This window comes from Amycolatopsis sp. NPDC051106 (assembly GCF_040682775.1).
Taxonomy (GTDB): Bacteria; Actinomycetota; Actinomycetes; order Mycobacteriales; family Pseudonocardiaceae; genus Amycolatopsis.
In genome coordinates, this window is sequence record NZ_JBFBBQ010000010.1 from 1 (window position 1) to 15,139 (window position 15,139).

The 15,139-nt window shown below is 70.5% G+C and carries 16 protein-coding genes and 1 pseudogene; 7 read left to right on the forward strand and 10 right to left on the reverse strand.

The window, feature by feature from the left end:
- Positions 1 to 287 precede the first annotated feature (287 nt).
- The 4 genes from AB0M83_RS10475 (at position 288) to AB0M83_RS10490 (ending at position 3,525) form a co-directional block, all read left to right on the forward strand.
- The gene (locus AB0M83_RS10475; RefSeq protein ID WP_364515424.1) at positions 288 to 1,613 is read left to right on the forward strand and encodes a helix-turn-helix domain-containing protein; all 1,326 of its coding nucleotides are present in this window, start codon (positions 288 to 290) and stop codon (positions 1,611 to 1,613) included.
- A 297-nt stretch (positions 1,614 to 1,910) separates the two neighbouring features.
- Complete coding sequence (locus AB0M83_RS10480; protein WP_364515427.1) at positions 1,911 to 2,393, forward strand: hypothetical protein; 483 nt, start codon at positions 1,911 to 1,913, stop codon at positions 2,391 to 2,393.
- 90 nt (positions 2,394 to 2,483) lie between these two features.
- Positions 2,484 to 2,630 carry a hypothetical protein gene (locus AB0M83_RS10485; protein ID WP_364515430.1) on the forward strand — a complete coding sequence of 49 codons (147 nt, stop codon included), beginning with the start codon at positions 2,484 to 2,486 and terminating at the stop codon, positions 2,628 to 2,630.
- 94 nt (positions 2,631 to 2,724) lie between these two features.
- On the forward strand, positions 2,725 to 3,525 hold the full coding sequence (locus AB0M83_RS10490) for an arginine deiminase-related protein (protein WP_364515433.1): 801 nt from the start codon (positions 2,725 to 2,727) through the stop codon (positions 3,523 to 3,525).
- A 225-nt stretch (positions 3,526 to 3,750) separates the two neighbouring features.
- Here AB0M83_RS10490 and AB0M83_RS10495 read toward each other — a convergent pair whose 3' ends face one another.
- Positions 3,751 to 4,695, reverse strand: a complete 945-nt coding sequence (locus AB0M83_RS10495) for an NADP-dependent oxidoreductase (RefSeq protein WP_364515436.1) — start codon at positions 4,693 to 4,695, stop codon at positions 3,751 to 3,753.
- Positions 4,696 to 4,829: 134 nt separating this feature from the next.
- Here AB0M83_RS10495 and AB0M83_RS10500 point away from each other — a divergent pair, with 134 nt between their 5' ends.
- Positions 4,830 to 5,327 (forward strand): MarR family transcriptional regulator, encoded by a 498-nt coding sequence (locus AB0M83_RS10500; protein WP_364515439.1) that lies wholly within the window; start codon positions 4,830 to 4,832, stop codon positions 5,325 to 5,327.
- A gap of 60 nt (positions 5,328 to 5,387) precedes the next feature.
- Here the strand turns inward: AB0M83_RS10500 and AB0M83_RS10505 are convergent, their stop codons facing one another.
- Complete coding sequence (locus tag AB0M83_RS10505; RefSeq protein WP_364515441.1) at positions 5,388 to 6,257, reverse strand: helix-turn-helix domain-containing protein; 870 nt, start codon at positions 6,255 to 6,257, stop codon at positions 5,388 to 5,390.
- Positions 6,258 to 6,302: 45 nt separating this feature from the next.
- Here AB0M83_RS10505 and AB0M83_RS10510 point away from each other — a divergent pair, with 45 nt between their 5' ends.
- On the forward strand, positions 6,303 to 6,821 hold the full coding sequence (locus tag AB0M83_RS10510; protein WP_364515443.1) for a hypothetical protein: 519 nt from the start codon (positions 6,303 to 6,305) through the stop codon (positions 6,819 to 6,821).
- Here AB0M83_RS10510 and AB0M83_RS10515 read toward each other — a convergent pair.
- The 8 genes and pseudogenes from AB0M83_RS10515 to AB0M83_RS10550 all read right to left on the reverse strand — a co-directional run bounded on the left by AB0M83_RS10515 (position 6,811) and on the right by AB0M83_RS10550 (position 13,824).
- Positions 6,811 to 7,077, reverse strand: coding sequence for a hypothetical protein (locus tag AB0M83_RS10515; protein WP_364515821.1), 267 nt, complete (start codon positions 7,075 to 7,077; stop codon positions 6,811 to 6,813). The two genes, AB0M83_RS10510 and AB0M83_RS10515, sit on opposite strands and share 11 nt — an antisense overlap.
- A gap of 37 nt (positions 7,078 to 7,114) precedes the next feature.
- Positions 7,115 to 7,678, reverse strand: a pseudogene (locus tag AB0M83_RS10520) (radical SAM protein); the annotation flags it as partial.
- A gap of 137 nt (positions 7,679 to 7,815) precedes the next feature.
- The gene (locus AB0M83_RS10525; RefSeq protein WP_364515446.1) at positions 7,816 to 9,069 is read right to left on the reverse strand and encodes an MFS transporter; all 1,254 of its coding nucleotides are present in this window, start codon (positions 9,067 to 9,069) and stop codon (positions 7,816 to 7,818) included.
- On the reverse strand, positions 9,066 to 9,692 hold the full coding sequence (locus tag AB0M83_RS10530; RefSeq protein ID WP_364515449.1) for a DUF5825 family protein: 627 nt from the start codon (positions 9,690 to 9,692) through the stop codon (positions 9,066 to 9,068). The genes AB0M83_RS10525 and AB0M83_RS10530 overlap by 4 nt, the downstream gene beginning before the upstream one ends.
- Positions 9,693 to 9,703: 11 nt before the next feature.
- The gene (locus tag AB0M83_RS10535) at positions 9,704 to 11,590 is read right to left on the reverse strand and encodes a RiPP maturation radical SAM C-methyltransferase (protein WP_364515452.1); all 1,887 of its coding nucleotides are present in this window, start codon (positions 11,588 to 11,590) and stop codon (positions 9,704 to 9,706) included.
- Between the two features lie 20 nt (positions 11,591 to 11,610).
- Positions 11,611 to 12,048, reverse strand: a complete 438-nt coding sequence (locus AB0M83_RS10540) for a hypothetical protein (RefSeq protein WP_364515455.1) — start codon at positions 12,046 to 12,048, stop codon at positions 11,611 to 11,613.
- 79 nt (positions 12,049 to 12,127) lie between these two features.
- On the reverse strand, positions 12,128 to 12,553 hold the full coding sequence (locus AB0M83_RS10545; protein ID WP_364515458.1) for a MarR family transcriptional regulator: 426 nt from the start codon (positions 12,551 to 12,553) through the stop codon (positions 12,128 to 12,130).
- A 293-nt stretch (positions 12,554 to 12,846) separates the two neighbouring features.
- Complete coding sequence (locus AB0M83_RS10550) at positions 12,847 to 13,824, reverse strand: aldo/keto reductase (RefSeq protein ID WP_364515461.1); 978 nt, start codon at positions 13,822 to 13,824, stop codon at positions 12,847 to 12,849.
- Between the two features lie 316 nt (positions 13,825 to 14,140).
- Between AB0M83_RS10550 and AB0M83_RS10555 the strand changes: the two genes are divergently transcribed.
- The gene (locus AB0M83_RS10555) at positions 14,141 to 15,034 is read left to right on the forward strand and encodes an MBL fold metallo-hydrolase (RefSeq protein WP_364515464.1); all 894 of its coding nucleotides are present in this window, start codon (positions 14,141 to 14,143) and stop codon (positions 15,032 to 15,034) included.
- Positions 15,035 to 15,139 lie beyond the last annotated feature (105 nt).

Sequence of the window (15,139 nt, forward strand, 5' to 3'; positions counted from 1 at the left end):
GGGGGGGGGGGGGGGGGGGCGCGCGCCGGGGGGGCGGGGCGGGCCCCCCGCGCCGCAATGCCGCCCCCCCCCCCCCCCCCCGCCGGCCCCGCCCCCCCCCCGGTGTCCGCTCCACGCGGACGGCCGTCGAGCGCTGCCCCCATTCACCGAAATGCCGTAAGAAGCATCGGAAAATGATCTACTCAACGTCAAAGAAATGCACGAACGGACTAGCGAAACCGCCAAAGAGCGGAAGAGACACCGGCCGCGAAGAGCGACGCTGAGTGAGTGAGGGGAAGGGGATTCACATGGGCAGGCCAGAAAAGCCCGTCAACACCTCCGGTGGCATCGCCACCCAGTTCGCCCGGGAATTGCGCGAGCTGCGCGCACGGGCGGGTAACCCGACCTACCGGGAAATGGCCCGGTCGGCGATGTTCTCGTCGTCGGTGCTCTCCAGCGCCGCGAGCGGCAACCGGATGCCGTCGCTGCAGGTGACGCTCGCCTTCGTCGCCGCGTGCGGCGGCGACGACGAGGCGTGGCGACGCCATTGGCACGCCGCGACGAGCGGGTATACGCAGCCTCCGTTCGGGGGACGCAAGAGAAGACCGCCGCTGTTCCAGCGGCGCGGCTCCGCGCCGCACCCGGCCCAGCTACCGCAGCGCCCCCGGGGGTTCACCGGCCGCACCGCCGAACTGGCCTGGCTGCGGTCCCCGCGCGACACCCCGCTGGTGATCAGCGGCCCGGCCGGGGTCGGGAAGAGCGACCTCGCGCTGCACTACGCGCATTCGATCGCGGCGGAGCAGGCCGACGGGCAGCTCTACGCCGATCTCGGCGGCCTGCGCCACGGCGGCGGCGCTCCTCCCGTGCCGGCGACCGCGGACGTCCTCGACGGCTTCCTGCGCGCGCTCGGTGTCGACGACGACCAGCTGTCGGGCACGTTCGACCACCGGGCCGGGCTGTACCGCACGCTGCTGGCCGAACGCCGGCTCGTGGTCGTGCTGGACAACGTCCAGGACGAGCAGCAGGTGCGCCCGCTGCTGGCCGAGACCACCACGAGCACGACGCTGCTGGTGAGCCGCAAACGGCTGCTGGGGCTGCGCGACGTCCACCGGCTGCAGCTGACACCGCTGCCGCGCGGCGACTCGATCGCGATGATCACCTCGGCGCTCCCGCACGTCGCCGTCTCCGCGGGTCCCGACCGCGACCGGCTCGCCGAGCTGTGCGGCGACCTGCCGCTCGCGCTCGACCTGGCGCTGCGCAAGATCGCCTCGCGGCCGCGGCTGACGCTGCGGCGGGTCGTCGACGAGTGGCGCCTGAACGGCACCAGCGTCGACTGGCTGAGCGTCGGGGACCTTTCCCTGCGCGACTCCCTGGAGTCGGCCTACCGCACGCTCGGCGAGCCCGCGCGGGAGCTGCTGGAGCGGCTGGCGCGGACCCCGCCCAGCGGGTTCGACGCGGTGTCCGCGGCGCTGGAGGAGCTCGTCGAGGAAATCGCCGACGCCGGCCTGCTCGCGCACGCCGACCCCTACCTCGACGGCCACGCGCTGCTCCCGCCCGTGCGCGACTTCGTGCTCAGCACCGTCGAAAGCGGCGGACACGACCTTTCCGCCTTCGCGGGGCCGGTGTCCGCCTAGCACCGGGACGGCCCGGCAACGGCGCCGCCGTCCCTGTCTTCTCCACGGAAGCGCCGGATTGATTGTCCTTTGCGGACAAGGCTCCCAGCCAAGTCCGCGATGGCCTGTAATCAGCAGAGCACGGGTTTCCCGCTGACGCAGGCAGGTCGGACGCACCGGTCGTTCCGGCGGAACCCGTTCCCCACGGATTTCCCGGAAGGACAGGTCATGCTCGACAACGGCATCCCGGTTCGGATCCCGCCCACCCCGCGTCCGCCGGGGCCCGGTGTCCACCGACGCTACGCGGCCTATTACGCCATGTCTGCTTCGATCATGCTGCTCGCCGGCGCGATCTGGCTGTCGACGCGGCTGCGGCCGAGTCCGGCGTGGCACGACATCGCGCTGTTCGCACACTTGGCGTTCCTCATCGTGGGCTTCGGCGCGGTCCTGGTCGCGGACTACTTCTTCGCCCTGTGGGCGCTCGGGCGCGCGTCGTTCGCCGAGGCCGTCCACAGCGCTTCCCGGCTGCACCTGCTGGTCTGGGGCGGACTGACGGGCCTGGTGGCCAGCGGCGCGCTGCTCTCCCCCGACCTCGGCTCCGCCGCCACGGTCGTGAAGCTCTGCCTCGTCGGGGTGCTCGCCGTCAACGGCGTCCGCGCGACCGTGCTGGGCCACCGCATGGCCCTGCTCGACGAGCCGGTTCCCTTCCGCCTGCTCGTCCAGGGCGGGCTCACCACGGCGGTTTCGCAGCTGTGCTGGTGGGGCGCGGTCGTCATCGGCTTCCTGAACGCGACGCGATGACCGCGAAGCTGTCCGGATCTGGCCAGACCCGGGACCCCGTGCCCGGGCACCCTGGGTTTTCCCCGAGTTCCGCGAAGAAGAGGAGTAGGAATGATCGCGAAACTGGCGCGCGCGGTGAGCGCGGCCCTGCGTCCGGCCCCCTCGGCCACGACCGTCGCGCAGCGCATCGACGCGGCCCGGTCGGAGCCGGGCTACCTCATGACGATCGAGCTGTTCCGCCTGCGCGGCCTGGGCTGACCCGCCTCGCTCGTTTCGTCGGCCGCGCGCCTCCCGGGCTGGTGCTTCCCGCCAGCCCGCAACCGCCCGCCCGACCGACGAATCGAGTGAACCCATGACGCACCAACGGCTCCTGATGTGTTCCGCGCGGTATTTCCGCATCGACTACGAAATCAACCCGTACATGCACGTCGGCGTCCAGCCCGACGTCGAGGCCGCCCTCGTGGAACACGAGAACATCGTGGAAGCGCACCTGGCGGCAGGCCGCAAGATCGAGTTCGTCGACGCCGACCCGTCCTGCCCCGACATGACCTACACCGCCAACGCGGCGGTGGTCCAGGGAAACCGCGCGGTGCTGGCGACGCTGCCTCCCGAGCGGGCGGCCGAAACCCCGCACCACCGGGCGTGGCTGGAGTCCCACGAGTTCGAGGTGGCTTCGACGCCTTACGCGTTCAGCGGCCAGGGTGACGCGCTCGCGTGCGGGCCCTTCCTGCTGGCGGCGCACGGGCAACGCACGGACATCCGCGCGTTCCGCACGCTGGCGCGGCACCTGGACTACGAGATCGTCCCGCTCCGGACGACGAGTTCCCAGTGGTACGACCTGGATCTGGCGGTGGCGGTGATCCACCCGGGCTCCGTGCTGGCGTACAACCCGGCGGCACTGGACGCGGCCAGCCTGCGCACGCTGCGGGGGCTGGGGATGGAGCTGATCGCGGTGTCGCCGGCCGAGGCGGCGGCGTTCGCGCTCAACCTGATCAGCGACGGCCGCACGGTGACGATGACCGCGGGCGCCCCGCGGCTGGCGGCCGACCTCAGGTCGCTGGGGCTGGCGGTGACGGAGCTGGACACGACGGAGCTGCGCAAGGGCGGCGGCGGCATCCGCTGCACGGCGCTGACGCTGGACAACCCGGTCTGACGCCTGGTGCCTGGCGAGGCCGCCCCTCGCCAGGCGCCGCGGTTCTTTTCCAAAGCCGCCGCACAGCTCTCGCACATCGGCCCCCTACCTTCTCCCGGCAGAGTCGACGGCATGGAGAACCCGCATCCGGCCTACGAAGGCCGCCCGCTGCCCCGCCCCCGGGACGAGGTCGTCGACCAAGGTCTCGGCTTCGACGTCGCGACGCTGCTCGACCGCCCGTTCGGGTCAGGCAGTGGGCGGGAGGACGACGACCTTCCCGGCCAGTGTGTCCGCGGCGGCCTCGGCGTGGACAGCCGGCAGCTCGGCCAGCGGGACCCGCCGGGCGACGTCGACACGCAGCTCGCCGCGGTCGATCAGCCCCACCAATTGCGCCAGCTGGCCGGCGTCGCTGCGGACGAACAGGTCGACGCCCCGCACGCCACGCTCTTCGTCGGCGGGCGCGGGCATCCACACCGTCGTGTTGACCACGACCCCGCCCGGGCGGACCAGGGTGACCAGCGCGGCCAGTTCGGCCGGGTCGACCGGCGCGAGGTTCAGCGCGATGTCGACCGGCTCGGTCACCGCCGTGGTGACGCGGGTGGTGGTGTGGTCGACGACCTCGTCGGCGCCGGCCGACTTGACCGCGTCACCACTGCGCGGGCTGGCGGTGGCGATCACGTACGCACCGGCGTTCTTCGCCAGCTGCACGGCATAGCCGCCGACCGCTCCCCCGGCGCCGTTGACCAGCACGCGTTGCCCGGCTTGGAGCTTGCCGTGGTCGAAGAGCGCCTGCCACGCGGTGAGACCCACCACCGGCAGCGCGGCGGCGTCGGGCAGCGGAACGCTCTTGGGTGCCTTCGTCAGGATTCCGGCCGGCGCGATGACGTACTCCGCGGCGGCGCCGTCGCCGTCCATCGGCAGGAAACCGATGACGTCGTCCCCGGCCTCGACGCCGTCGATGCCCTCGCCCAGCGCGTCGACCGTGCCGGCGACGTCGATCCCGGGCGTGTGGGGCAGCGCCACCGGGATGGGCCCCTGCATGAAGCCGCCGCGGATGTTGCCGTCGACCGAGTTGAACGACGTCGCGGCGACGCGGATCCGCACCTCACCGGCCCCGGGGACCGGTCGCTCGACGTCTTCGTAGCGCAGGACGCCGGGCTCGCCGTACTCGTGGAAACGCACTGCCTTCATCGGAGTTCTCGCTTTCACTCTGGTCCAGCTGCTTCGAGTTCGAAGCAACTGAAGGCGACAGTACATTTGCTTCAAATTCGAAGCAAGTGATGCCGATCACTGCTGGTTCGAATTCGAAGCAGTAGACTTGGGTCATGCCTGATTCGTCGCCGTCGCTCGACCCCGTGCAGCTCGGCGCCTACTTCGACCTCGTCGAGGTGACCAGCCTGCTCCGGCACGCCGTCGAGCAGCAGCTGCGCGAGGCCGGCGAGCTCAGCTACGTGCAGTTCCAGCTCCTGGCCCGGCTCGGGGATTCGCCGACGGGCAGCCACCGCATGACCGACCTGGCCGACGGCGTCGTCTACAGCCGCAGCGGCCTGACCTACCAGGCCGGTCTGCTCGAGAAGGCAGGCCTGGTCGTGCGCTCCCCTTCGCCGGACGACGAGCGGAGCGTCACGGTCACCATCACCGACGCCGGCCGCGCGCTGCTCGCGAAGGTGCTGCCGGGTCACATCGAGGTGGTCAGCGGCCTGCTGTTCGAGCCGCTCTCCCGCACGGACGTCGAAACCCTCGCCGGCCTGCTGGCGCCGGTGCGCGATCACATGCGTTCGACGCCGCCGCGGTCGGCCGCGCCGCGCCGCCGCAAAGGCTGAGCTGGGGCGTTGGGCACGCCCGTGATCTCCATGAGCCCAGGATCAAGGCCCCCGGCCCGGTCAGCCTGGGCCGGCTTGGCCCACCTCGAGCACGGCCGGCCCGCCGGACGCCCTGACGAGGTCACCGAGCCGCGCCGCGTCGGCCGAGCCCGGTGCCGCGGTGAGGACCACGGCCATCACGTCGTCACCCGGGACCTCGAGCAGATTGCCGTCGAGCGTGATCTCGCCACCGTCCGGGTGGCGGAACACGGCACGGTTCTCGTAGGCGTCCACGGTCTTCGGCGTCCGCCACAAGGCGTCGAACGGCCGGCTGGTGCTCCGCAGCTCGTCGACGAGTTCGGCGAGCGACTCGTCGGCGGGGTAGCGCGCGACGGTGTCGCGCAGGCGGGCGACGAGCATCGCCTGGAACCCGGCCGCGCGCTCGTCGGTCCGGCTGATCCCGCCGAGTGCGCTGCGGAAGGTGCGCCACGCGACGTTCCAGTCGCGGGCGTGCCCGGTCGGCGCGCCGGCTTGCAACGCCAGCCAGGCACCGTTGACGGCGATGACGTTCCAGGCGGCATCGGTCAGGAAGACGGGAGTGGCGCCGAACCGGTCCAGCAGCCGCAGGGAAGCTGCCCCGGCCGCGCGCGGCACGAGCCCCTCCGCGGCGGCGTACCCGGCCAGCGCGCAGAGCCGCTCGTAGTCGGCACGTCCCACGCGCAAGGCACGGGCGATGGCACCCACAACCCCGGCCGACGGGTGACTGCGCCCCTGCTCCAGGCGCCGCACGTAGTCCGCCGAAACCCCGGCCAGCTCGGCGAGTTCTTCGCGCCGCAACCCGCGAACCCGCCGCACACCGGACGTCAGCCCGCTGGCCGGCAGCCCCACTGAGACGGGGTCGGTGTTTTCGCGCAACCAGCGCACGGCCGCCCCGAGATCACGCAACGCCATGGTGCGAGTGTGCACGCCCGCGCTCTGCCCCTACGGTGGGCACCCATGAGTTGGGATGAGATCCACGGCGAGTTCACGAGCGAACTGGACGCGCTCGCGGCCTCGGCCGAGTGGCCGGACATCGGCTCGTACCACCCGTCCTCGCCGTTCGACGAGATCCCGCTCTACGCCCGGGACTCCGACGTGGCTTTCTTCGAAGGCCGGCCGGTTCGAGAAGCGAACGAGGTTCTGCTTCGCTACTCGGCCCGGTTCCTCGCCGGCCTGGTCGGCGCGGTCGAGCGTGCGGGCAGCGAGCCTGCCGGCCGGTACCTGCGGAGGATCTCACTCACGGAGTGGTCCGACGATGAAGCCGAACTGCTCCTCGTGCCCCGGTTCTGGATCGGCGACATGGCTCATCCGGCCATGAGTTCCTTCGAGATGTCAGCCGGCACCTCACCGTGCGCGCGGTTCGTCGAGTCCGCGCTCGGGACCGGTGGCGAGTTCCGGGTGCACGAAAACTTCAGCACCCGCGGCGACCGGGAAGTGCCCGTCAGGGTCTACGTCCAAGCCGTCGTCAGCGGCTGAGCCACGGAGCGAGCAGCTTCTCCAGATCGGCGTCCGACAACGCCCGCGGTCCACCGTGGAACTCGTGCCAGCGCGAAGCATCGCGCGCCGCGTTGTACTCCACCTCGTACGCGCGCATCAGGACGTACATGAACGTCACCGAGCTGAACCGCTCACCGAGCAGCGTCCGCGCCTCACGGGCGACGTCCGTCGCGCCGACGTGGTCTCCGAGCTTCAACGATTCCGCAGCCGGGTCCAGCAGGCTGGGGGCATACATCACGACGATTTCTCCATCACAGAAACAGAAACGAAACTCAGCCTTCGGCCGCGAGCTGGCCACAAGCCGCGGCGATCTCCTGGCCGCGCGTGTCACGCACCGTGCACGCTACTCCGCCCGCGTTCACCAGCCGCACGAACTCCCGCTCCACCGGCTTCGGCGACGCATCCCACTTCGACCCCGGCGTCGGGTTCAACGGGATCACGTTCACGTGCACCAGCTGACCCAGGTGCTTGCGCAACCGCTTCGCCAGCAGCTCCGCCCGCCACGGCTGATCGTTGATGTCCCGGATCAACGCGTACTCGATGGACACCCGGCGCCCCGAAGTGTCGGCGTAGTACCGAGCCGCCGACAAAACTTCGTCCACCGACCAGCGCTCGTTCACCGGCACCAGCGTGTCCCGCAGCTCGTCGTCCGGCGTGTGCAGCGAAACGGCGAGACGCACCTGCATCTTCTCGTCCGCCAGCTTACGAATCGCCGGCGCCAGACCCACAGTGGACACCGTCACCGAACGCTGCCCGATCCCCAGCCCACCCGGAGCGGGATCCGTGATCCGCCGGACCGCCGCCACCACGCGCTTGTAGTTGGCCAGCGGTTCACCCCTCCCCACCCTTTTACAGCAACTCTTACCAGTCAGAAATCGCAGGTCAACCGCGTCATGTGGGCAACCAGCGAAACAAGACACACGTATCGGGTTTCGGCGGAGCGGCGGCTGGCCTGGCCCCCTCCCGCGGGCCGTCAAGAGGCAGGGTGGTCGCGGGCGGACCAAGCCGCGGGCACGATCGCGATGAGGATTCCGGCGACGGCGATAGTCAGGGTCGCGCGCGTACCCACTGACTCGGCGACGACTCCCGCAGCCAGCGCGCCGAGTGGCATGGTTCCCCAGATGAGCACGCGCATGCTGGTGTGGACGCGGCCGCGCAGTGCGTCCGGGGTCAGGCGCTGGCGGCGGGTCATCACGATCACGTTGTAGGTCGTGCCGCCGGCGGCGTGGATGACGATTCCCGTTGCGGCCAGGACCAGGCCGATCGGGCCCGGCTGGGCGAGCGGAAGCAGCAGGTGGGGTGGCCACGTCAGCACCGGCACCAGCCAGTTGGCGCGAGCGGCCCCGATGCGGCGGGTCCAGCGGCCGGTCGTCGCGGCGCCGATGACGCTGCCCACACCCGACAGGGCCAGCAGCACGCCTGCACCCGCCGCGTCCAGGTGCAGGTCGTGCGTGAAGAACAGGACTTCCATGGACATGATGCCGGCGGTGAAGAACGCGGCGACGGAACTCGCGACGGCCAGCGGGCGGAGCTGGCGGTGACCGGCGATGTAGTGGAGACCCTCGGCGATCTCGGTGCGCAGCCGCACCTTCCGCGGCCGCGGTGGTATCGGCGGCACGTCGGCCCGGACGCGCGACAGGAGCGCGGCCGAAGTCAGGTAACCCGCCCCGGTGAGCACCAGCCCGGAGGCAGCACCGATCACGCGAGTGAGTAGGCCGCCGATGCCGGGCCCGGCGGCCGCGGCGACCGACAGGGTGATCTGCAGGCGCGCATAGCCGGTTTCCAGATTCTCCAGCCCGATCACCACCGGCAGGTACGCCTGGTAGGCGGCGTCGAAGAACACGGTCGCGACGCCGACGAGAACAGCGGTGACGAGCAGCTGCCCGAAGTCCAGCACACCGACCCAGCCCGCGACCGGAAGCCCGAAGAACAGCAGGGCACGGACGACGTCGGCGCCGACGAGTACCGCGCGGCGGCGGCGGGTCCGGTCGATCCAAGCACCGGCGGGCAGGCCGATGACCAGGAACGCCACGGTCTGCGCCGCGGTGAGCAGTCCCATCTGCAGCGGAGTGGCGCCGAGGGTGGTCGCGGCGAGCAGGGGCACCAGCGCGGTCGCGGCGGCGGTCCCCAGCTGGGAGGCGGCGTCCGCGGTCCACAGGAACCGGAACGCGCGGTGCCCGCGCAGCCCGGTCGCCGATGTCGACTCGTCCGGCGAGGCGTCGGTCATGGGCTCGGCTTCACCGACGGGACCGCCCGGCCGGGTGGCGGACGCCGATCCGCGTGGTAGGGCAGTACGACGGCGTACCGGTCGTCCAACCGCAGGGCGAGCTGGTGAGCCACCAACTGGTCGAGGAGATCCGCCGCGGCTCCGTCCGCCGGCGGCCGGTCCGTGCCGGCCACAGTCCGGAAGGTGTCGACCCAGCCGGCTTCGACGTGGACGCGGTTGAGCGGCCCGCCCGGGCGGGTGTCGTGGATGAGCACGAACCCCGGACCGTACCGGTAGGTGCAGCTGCTCCCGTCGTGGGCTTCACGCCAGCGGCGACCGAGTTCGTTCCGCGGTGGCGGAAGATGACACAGAGCGCGTCCGGGAATGGTGTCCGGCAACGGCTCTCGTAAGGTCCAGTCCACCGGAACGAACGTCGCCGCGGCGACGGCGAGCAAGCGCACCATCGTCGCGTCGCGGTGCGCGGAGTCGCCGAAGGTGAACGGCTCCGGCAGCCGCAGCCGCTGCGCACGCCCGGCCAGTCCGGCCACGACACGCAGTGCGGCGCCGGGATCGGCGTCGATCCGGCCGAAGTCGAGGTCGACCGTTTCGGGCCACGCCGGGTGCGGAGCGGACAGGGTACGCATATGGCTCCTTCTCAGGCGGACGGCGTGAGAACCGGCAACGGCAAGTGGGTCTTCCGCGCCACGGTGGGCGAGGTGGCCAGGGTGATCCACAAAGTGCCGTCGGTGAAGACCAGGCCGGCCTCTTCGAGCCGGCGAAGCCAGTGGCCGAAGTCACCCGGGTCCCATTCGTGGTTCTGTTCGGCGAGGACCCGGCGTGGGGCGCGGCCGGTTTCCAGTGCTCGCCAGGCCGCGATTTCCCGCGGGTGCTCGAGCACGTGGTCGGCCGGCGCCCAGCCGTGGCGCCGGTCCCGGATCACCACGACGTCGCCGATGGTGCGGGCGATCAGCGCACTCCCCGGATAGCCCGCGGTCCACGCGGCCAGCGCGTCGACCAGCGGCGCGACCTCCTCGGCCGTGAGTCCCTGGTCCGGGGTGTCGAAGGAGTAGACGAGCTCGGCGAGCCGCTCCGGGTCGTCGATGTCGTGCACGAAGCGCGACCCCGCCGCCGGGCGACGCTCGGCGAAGCCCTGCCGCGGGTCGTCGAAGTTCGGCGAAAACCGTTGCAGGGCGATCCGTGCCGCACCACTGGGCGGTTGCAGGTGCACCAGGGCGGGGAGCTGGGCCACGACCGCGGCGTAGTCCGCCACGCGTTCGCCCGGGAACCCGTACAACCAGTTCCAGCTGATGGTGAGCCCGGCCGAGGCACCGTCACGCAGCATCCGCACATTGTGGGCCCCGCGGACGCCCTTGCGCATCCGGTGCAGGACGTCGTCGACCAGGCTCTCGACGCCGGGCTGGACGTCCCACACCCCGGCCGCCCGCAGCGCGGCCACATCCTCGACCTGCGCGTTGGCCTTGATCTCGTAGTGGATGCGCAGGTCGTGCCCGGCGCCGGCGAGCCCCGGCAGCGCCGACCGGTAGTACTCGTTCGGCAGGATGTTGTCGATCGTGGTGACGTCGAGGATCCGGTGCCGGCGCACCAATCCGAGCACCTCGTCCACAAAGGACTCGGCGGGCTTGGCCCGGTAGGTCATCGCGGTGCCGTTGAGGCCGCAGAAGACGCAGTGGTGTTTCGCGCCCCACCAGCAGCCGCGGGAGGACTCCACGACCAGCTCCGGTTCGACGCGGGCCGCGACGGAAGCGGGCACGGCGGCGAACCAGTCGTCGTAGTCCGGTGTCGTGATCGACGTCGGCGAGACCAGCCGGGACGGGCGCGGACTGACCCGGGTGGCGCCGTCGTCGTCACGCCAGCACAGCTGGGGCACGTCGTCGAGGCCGTCGCGGGTTCCGGTCGCGTGGCATTCGGCGAGGGCCAGCAGCAGTTTCGGGAAAGTCACGTCGGCCTCGCCGCGCAGGACGTAGTCGACGAACGGGTACTCCCGGTGCAGCGCCACACCCATCGGGCCGTCGGTCGAGTAGCCGCCGACCAGGATCTGCACGCCGGGTCGCCGGTCCTTGATCCGCCGGGCCACCGCGAGACTGGCGATGGTCTGGCTGAAGGTCGCGCTGAAGCCGACCAGTTCCGGCTCGTGGGCGAGAATCGCGTCGGCGGCCTGGTCGGCGAATTCGTCCGCGAGTTCACGAACCGCCGCGGCGACGCGGAAGGGCAGGCCGGCGCGACGGGCCAGATCCCGCATGCCCGCATAGCCGAAATCGGGTCCATTGAGGGAGCCCGCGAAGATCCATTCGCCGAGCGAATGGTGGAACCCGGTGTCCGCCATTTCCGCGTAGTCGCCGACGGTCAGACCCGCCCGCAGCATCATGTCGGCGAAGGCGAGACTGCCGTGGTAAGAAACCGGGACCGGAATTCCCTCCCGCGCGCACGCCGCGCGCAGTACGCCGAGTGCGAGGGAGGGGCGGTGCAGCGAGTGCCACGGCATCGACACCAGGCAGGTGCGGGGAACACGCCCGCGGGGCATCGAAGCGCCTGTTCCGCCGGTCAGTGCGGTTTCGCAGCGGCGTCGGCCGTTCCGGCTTTGTTGTACATGGTCACGCCGCGGCCGGTTCCGCCGTGTTCGTCACGCTCGGCCAGGTGCGTCACGGTGAGCGCGGCGGTGGCCCGGATGCCGCGACCGGCATCGGAACGATCGTCGGATTCCGCGAGGTTCGTCGCCGTGCGCGTGGCAGCGGGTGTGGATTTCATCCTTTTCCCCCTCGTTGAGATACGAATTCCGGAATTTGGAGACGCGCCGACGAAGTCGTTGCCGGCCACCCCGCAGCTACAGGGTAATTCCCGCAAGCCTCGCCGGTAAAGCGTTTCCTCATCTGGAGATTTCCGAAGATCCGCCGGCGACTGCATACGCTTCACGTCACGGAGGCAATGGCCGAAGGAGGTCGTTTCCTGGATTCCGTGCGCGCCGCAGACCTGGACGGCCATGGCTGAGACCTTCGTAGCGAGTGCTGCAGCCTCGGCCCGTTCCCCCTCGCGAAGATGTCCGCCGAGTACAGAGGGCGGGTCAGCGGACGAGGGCGCGGGTGAGGAGTTGCTGCAGGGTGTCCTTCTCTTCGGAGGACAGGGGCGCCAGGGGGGAGTCCTCGGAGAGCAGCTCGAGGAGCCGTCCGCGCAGTTCGGTGCCCTTGGGGGTCAGGACGAGCTGCTTGGCGCGGCGGTCGTCGGGGTGGGGATGGCGTTCGAGGTAGCCCTGCTCTTCGAGCCGATCGGCGACGAAGGTCACGTTCGAGGGCTCACAGCTCATTCGCTCGGCGAGTTCGCGCAGGGTCAGGGGGCGAGTCAGCTCGGCAAGCGCGGTGCCCTGTGAGGCGGTCAGGCCGAGGGTGGCCGCCCGGACGCGAACGTGGGCTTCGATGTGATTGGCCAGGCCGTTGACCAGCCCGCACAGCAGGCGGTCGGCTTGGACTCGGGTCTCGCGCTTCGTGGCCACCGCACAAGGTTACTACCGTTCGAATGATTACAACTACGACTGTTCTAGTTGTAACTTTCCTCCAGCACCCTGGCCGAACTCAGTGGGACTCCGACGACTGCGCTACGCCGACGTCCCGGTCACCGAACTGCAGCTTCCGACTCCGGGGATCGCGCTCGGCAATGCCCGCCCGTACGTGCGCAGCAAGGTTCGCGTGTCGCGGCAGCCGCCGAGAGCACCCGATGACCAAGGCGCAGCAGTGCCTGCCCGGCCTGCTGCGCCTTGGTGTCGACGCTCCGGGAGCCGGGCCGGGATCAACGGTCCAGCAGGCGCAGGGCGGCTTCGTCGTGGGTTTCACCGACGGCCGGGGGAAGGTTGTCGAGCTTCTCGATCTGTTCCGCGGTCAATTCGATGGCATCGGCGGCGGTGTTCTCCTCAACGCGTGCCACGCGTTTGGTGCCGGGGATGGGGGCGATGTAGTCGCCCCGGCTCAGCAGCCAGGCCAGTGCGATCTGTGCCGGGGCGACACTCGCTTCCGCGGCAATGGCTTGGACCTCGTCTGCGATACGCAGGTTGCGCTTGAAGTTCTCGCCGGTGAAGCGCGGGTTGCTCTTGCGCAGGTCGGTGTCGTCGAAGTGGCTGGTCGAGCGGATCTGCCCGGTGAGGAAGCCGCGTCCCAGCGGCGAATAGGGCACAAAGCCGATGTTCAGCTCGCGCAGCAGCGGCAGCACCCGTTCCTCCGCGTGCCGGGTCCACAGGGAGTACTCCGACTGGACGGCAGCGATGGGGTGCACGGCGTGGGCGCGGCGGATCGTCTCCGGTCCGGCCTCCGAGAGGCCGATGTGGCGGATCTTGCCCTCGATGACCAGTTCGGCCAGCGTCCCGACGGTGTCCTCGATGGGGGTGTTCGGGTCGACGCGGTGCTGGTAGTACAGGTCGATGTAGTCCGTGCCCAGCCGCTTGAGCGAGCCCTCGACGGCGGCGCGGATGTTGGCCGGGCTGCTGTCGAGCTGTCCGTCCGGCCCGCCGGTGTGGGAGATCATGCCGAACTTCGTCGCCACCACGGCCTGGTCTCGGCGCCCCTGGAGCGCTTTGCCCAGGAGTTCCTCATTGATGTAAGGGCCGTAGACCTCGGCGGTGTCGAGGAGAGTGACACCCAGGTCCAGCGCCCGATGGATGGTGCGGATCGACTCGGCGTCGTCCGTGCCCGCGCCCGTGTAGGCGTAAGACATCGATACCAAGCCCAGGCCGATACGGGAGACCTCCAGGTCCCCGAGCTTGATGTGCTTCATCACAATTCTCCACTTCTGGCATTTGCCGGACTTATTGGACAGGGCGAGGAACAGCAGCCGACCCTGGGGTCGACGCCGAATGGTCCTTCCATGGAGCGTGGAGGACCGCGCACCCCGAGGACGCGCCACCCCTTCAGCCTTCGGCCAGGGCCGTTGACCAGCTCTCACGGCCGGCGGGCGGCTTTGGGCTCAGGTCTTGCGCTCGGTGCACGACCCAACTTTACTACAACTCATATGATTGCAACTAGTACTGTTCTAGTTGTAACTTAGGTCGTGCCGCCGCCCGGCGGCACCTTTCCGATCACGAGGCAGGACCATGGCCACGACGACCGAGTTCGACCGCGCACGGCTGACCAGCGCACCACGCGTTCGTTCGCTCCGCCTGGGCGAACTGAAGATCACCTATGTCCCGGATGGGCTGTGCCTGTGCAAACCGCGCGGTTGGCTGACCGGCACGACCGACGCGGACTGGGCGGCCAACCGCGATCATCTCGACGACGGCGGCTTCCTGCCCGCGGCTATCGGCGGGCTGCTGGTCGAGCGGGGTGACCGGGCGCTGCTCATCGACACCGGGTTCGGACCCGAGTCCTACCCCGACGACCCGGCCAACCCGACGATTGGAAGCATCTACGGCGGTGAGTTGCCGGACGGCCTGCGGCGGCTGGGCCGCGAGCCGAGCGAGATCGAGGCCGTCGCCATCAGTCACCTGCACCTCGACCACTTGGGCTGGGCCTGGAGTGCCGAGCCTGGCACCGATGCGCCGCCGTTCGCGCACGCCACCCACTTCATCGCGGCACCCGAGTGGGACCGGCGCGACCTGGCCGCCGAGGCCGGGGCGACCGAGGAACGTCTGGCCGCCTTCGCGCCCCGCGTCCGTACGGTCGAGGACGGCGAGGAGATCTTCCCCGGCGTGCGGGCATCGTTCTCGGTCGGACACACCTTCGGTCACGCCACGTACACCATCACCGGCGGCGGCCGGCGGCTCATCGCATTCGGCGACGCAATGCACGCGCCGATCCAGGTCACCCACCCCGAATGGGGCTGCGCGCTCGACCACGACCCAGCCGAAGCCACCGAGCACCGCCGCCGCCTGGTCGAAGAGCTGAGCCGCCCCGACACCATCGGCTACGGCAACCACTTCGGGGACGTGGTCTTCGGACGCGCGGAACGCCGACCCGATGGCCGGTTCGACTGGGTACCCGTCGCCTGACCGTTCGCGTACCGGCGGCGCGGTACCTGGAACGGGCCGCAACACCACGCGCCGAAGGGCAAGCGTGATCGCGGCCGCGCGGCGCGTCACCTGTCGGGGCGATGG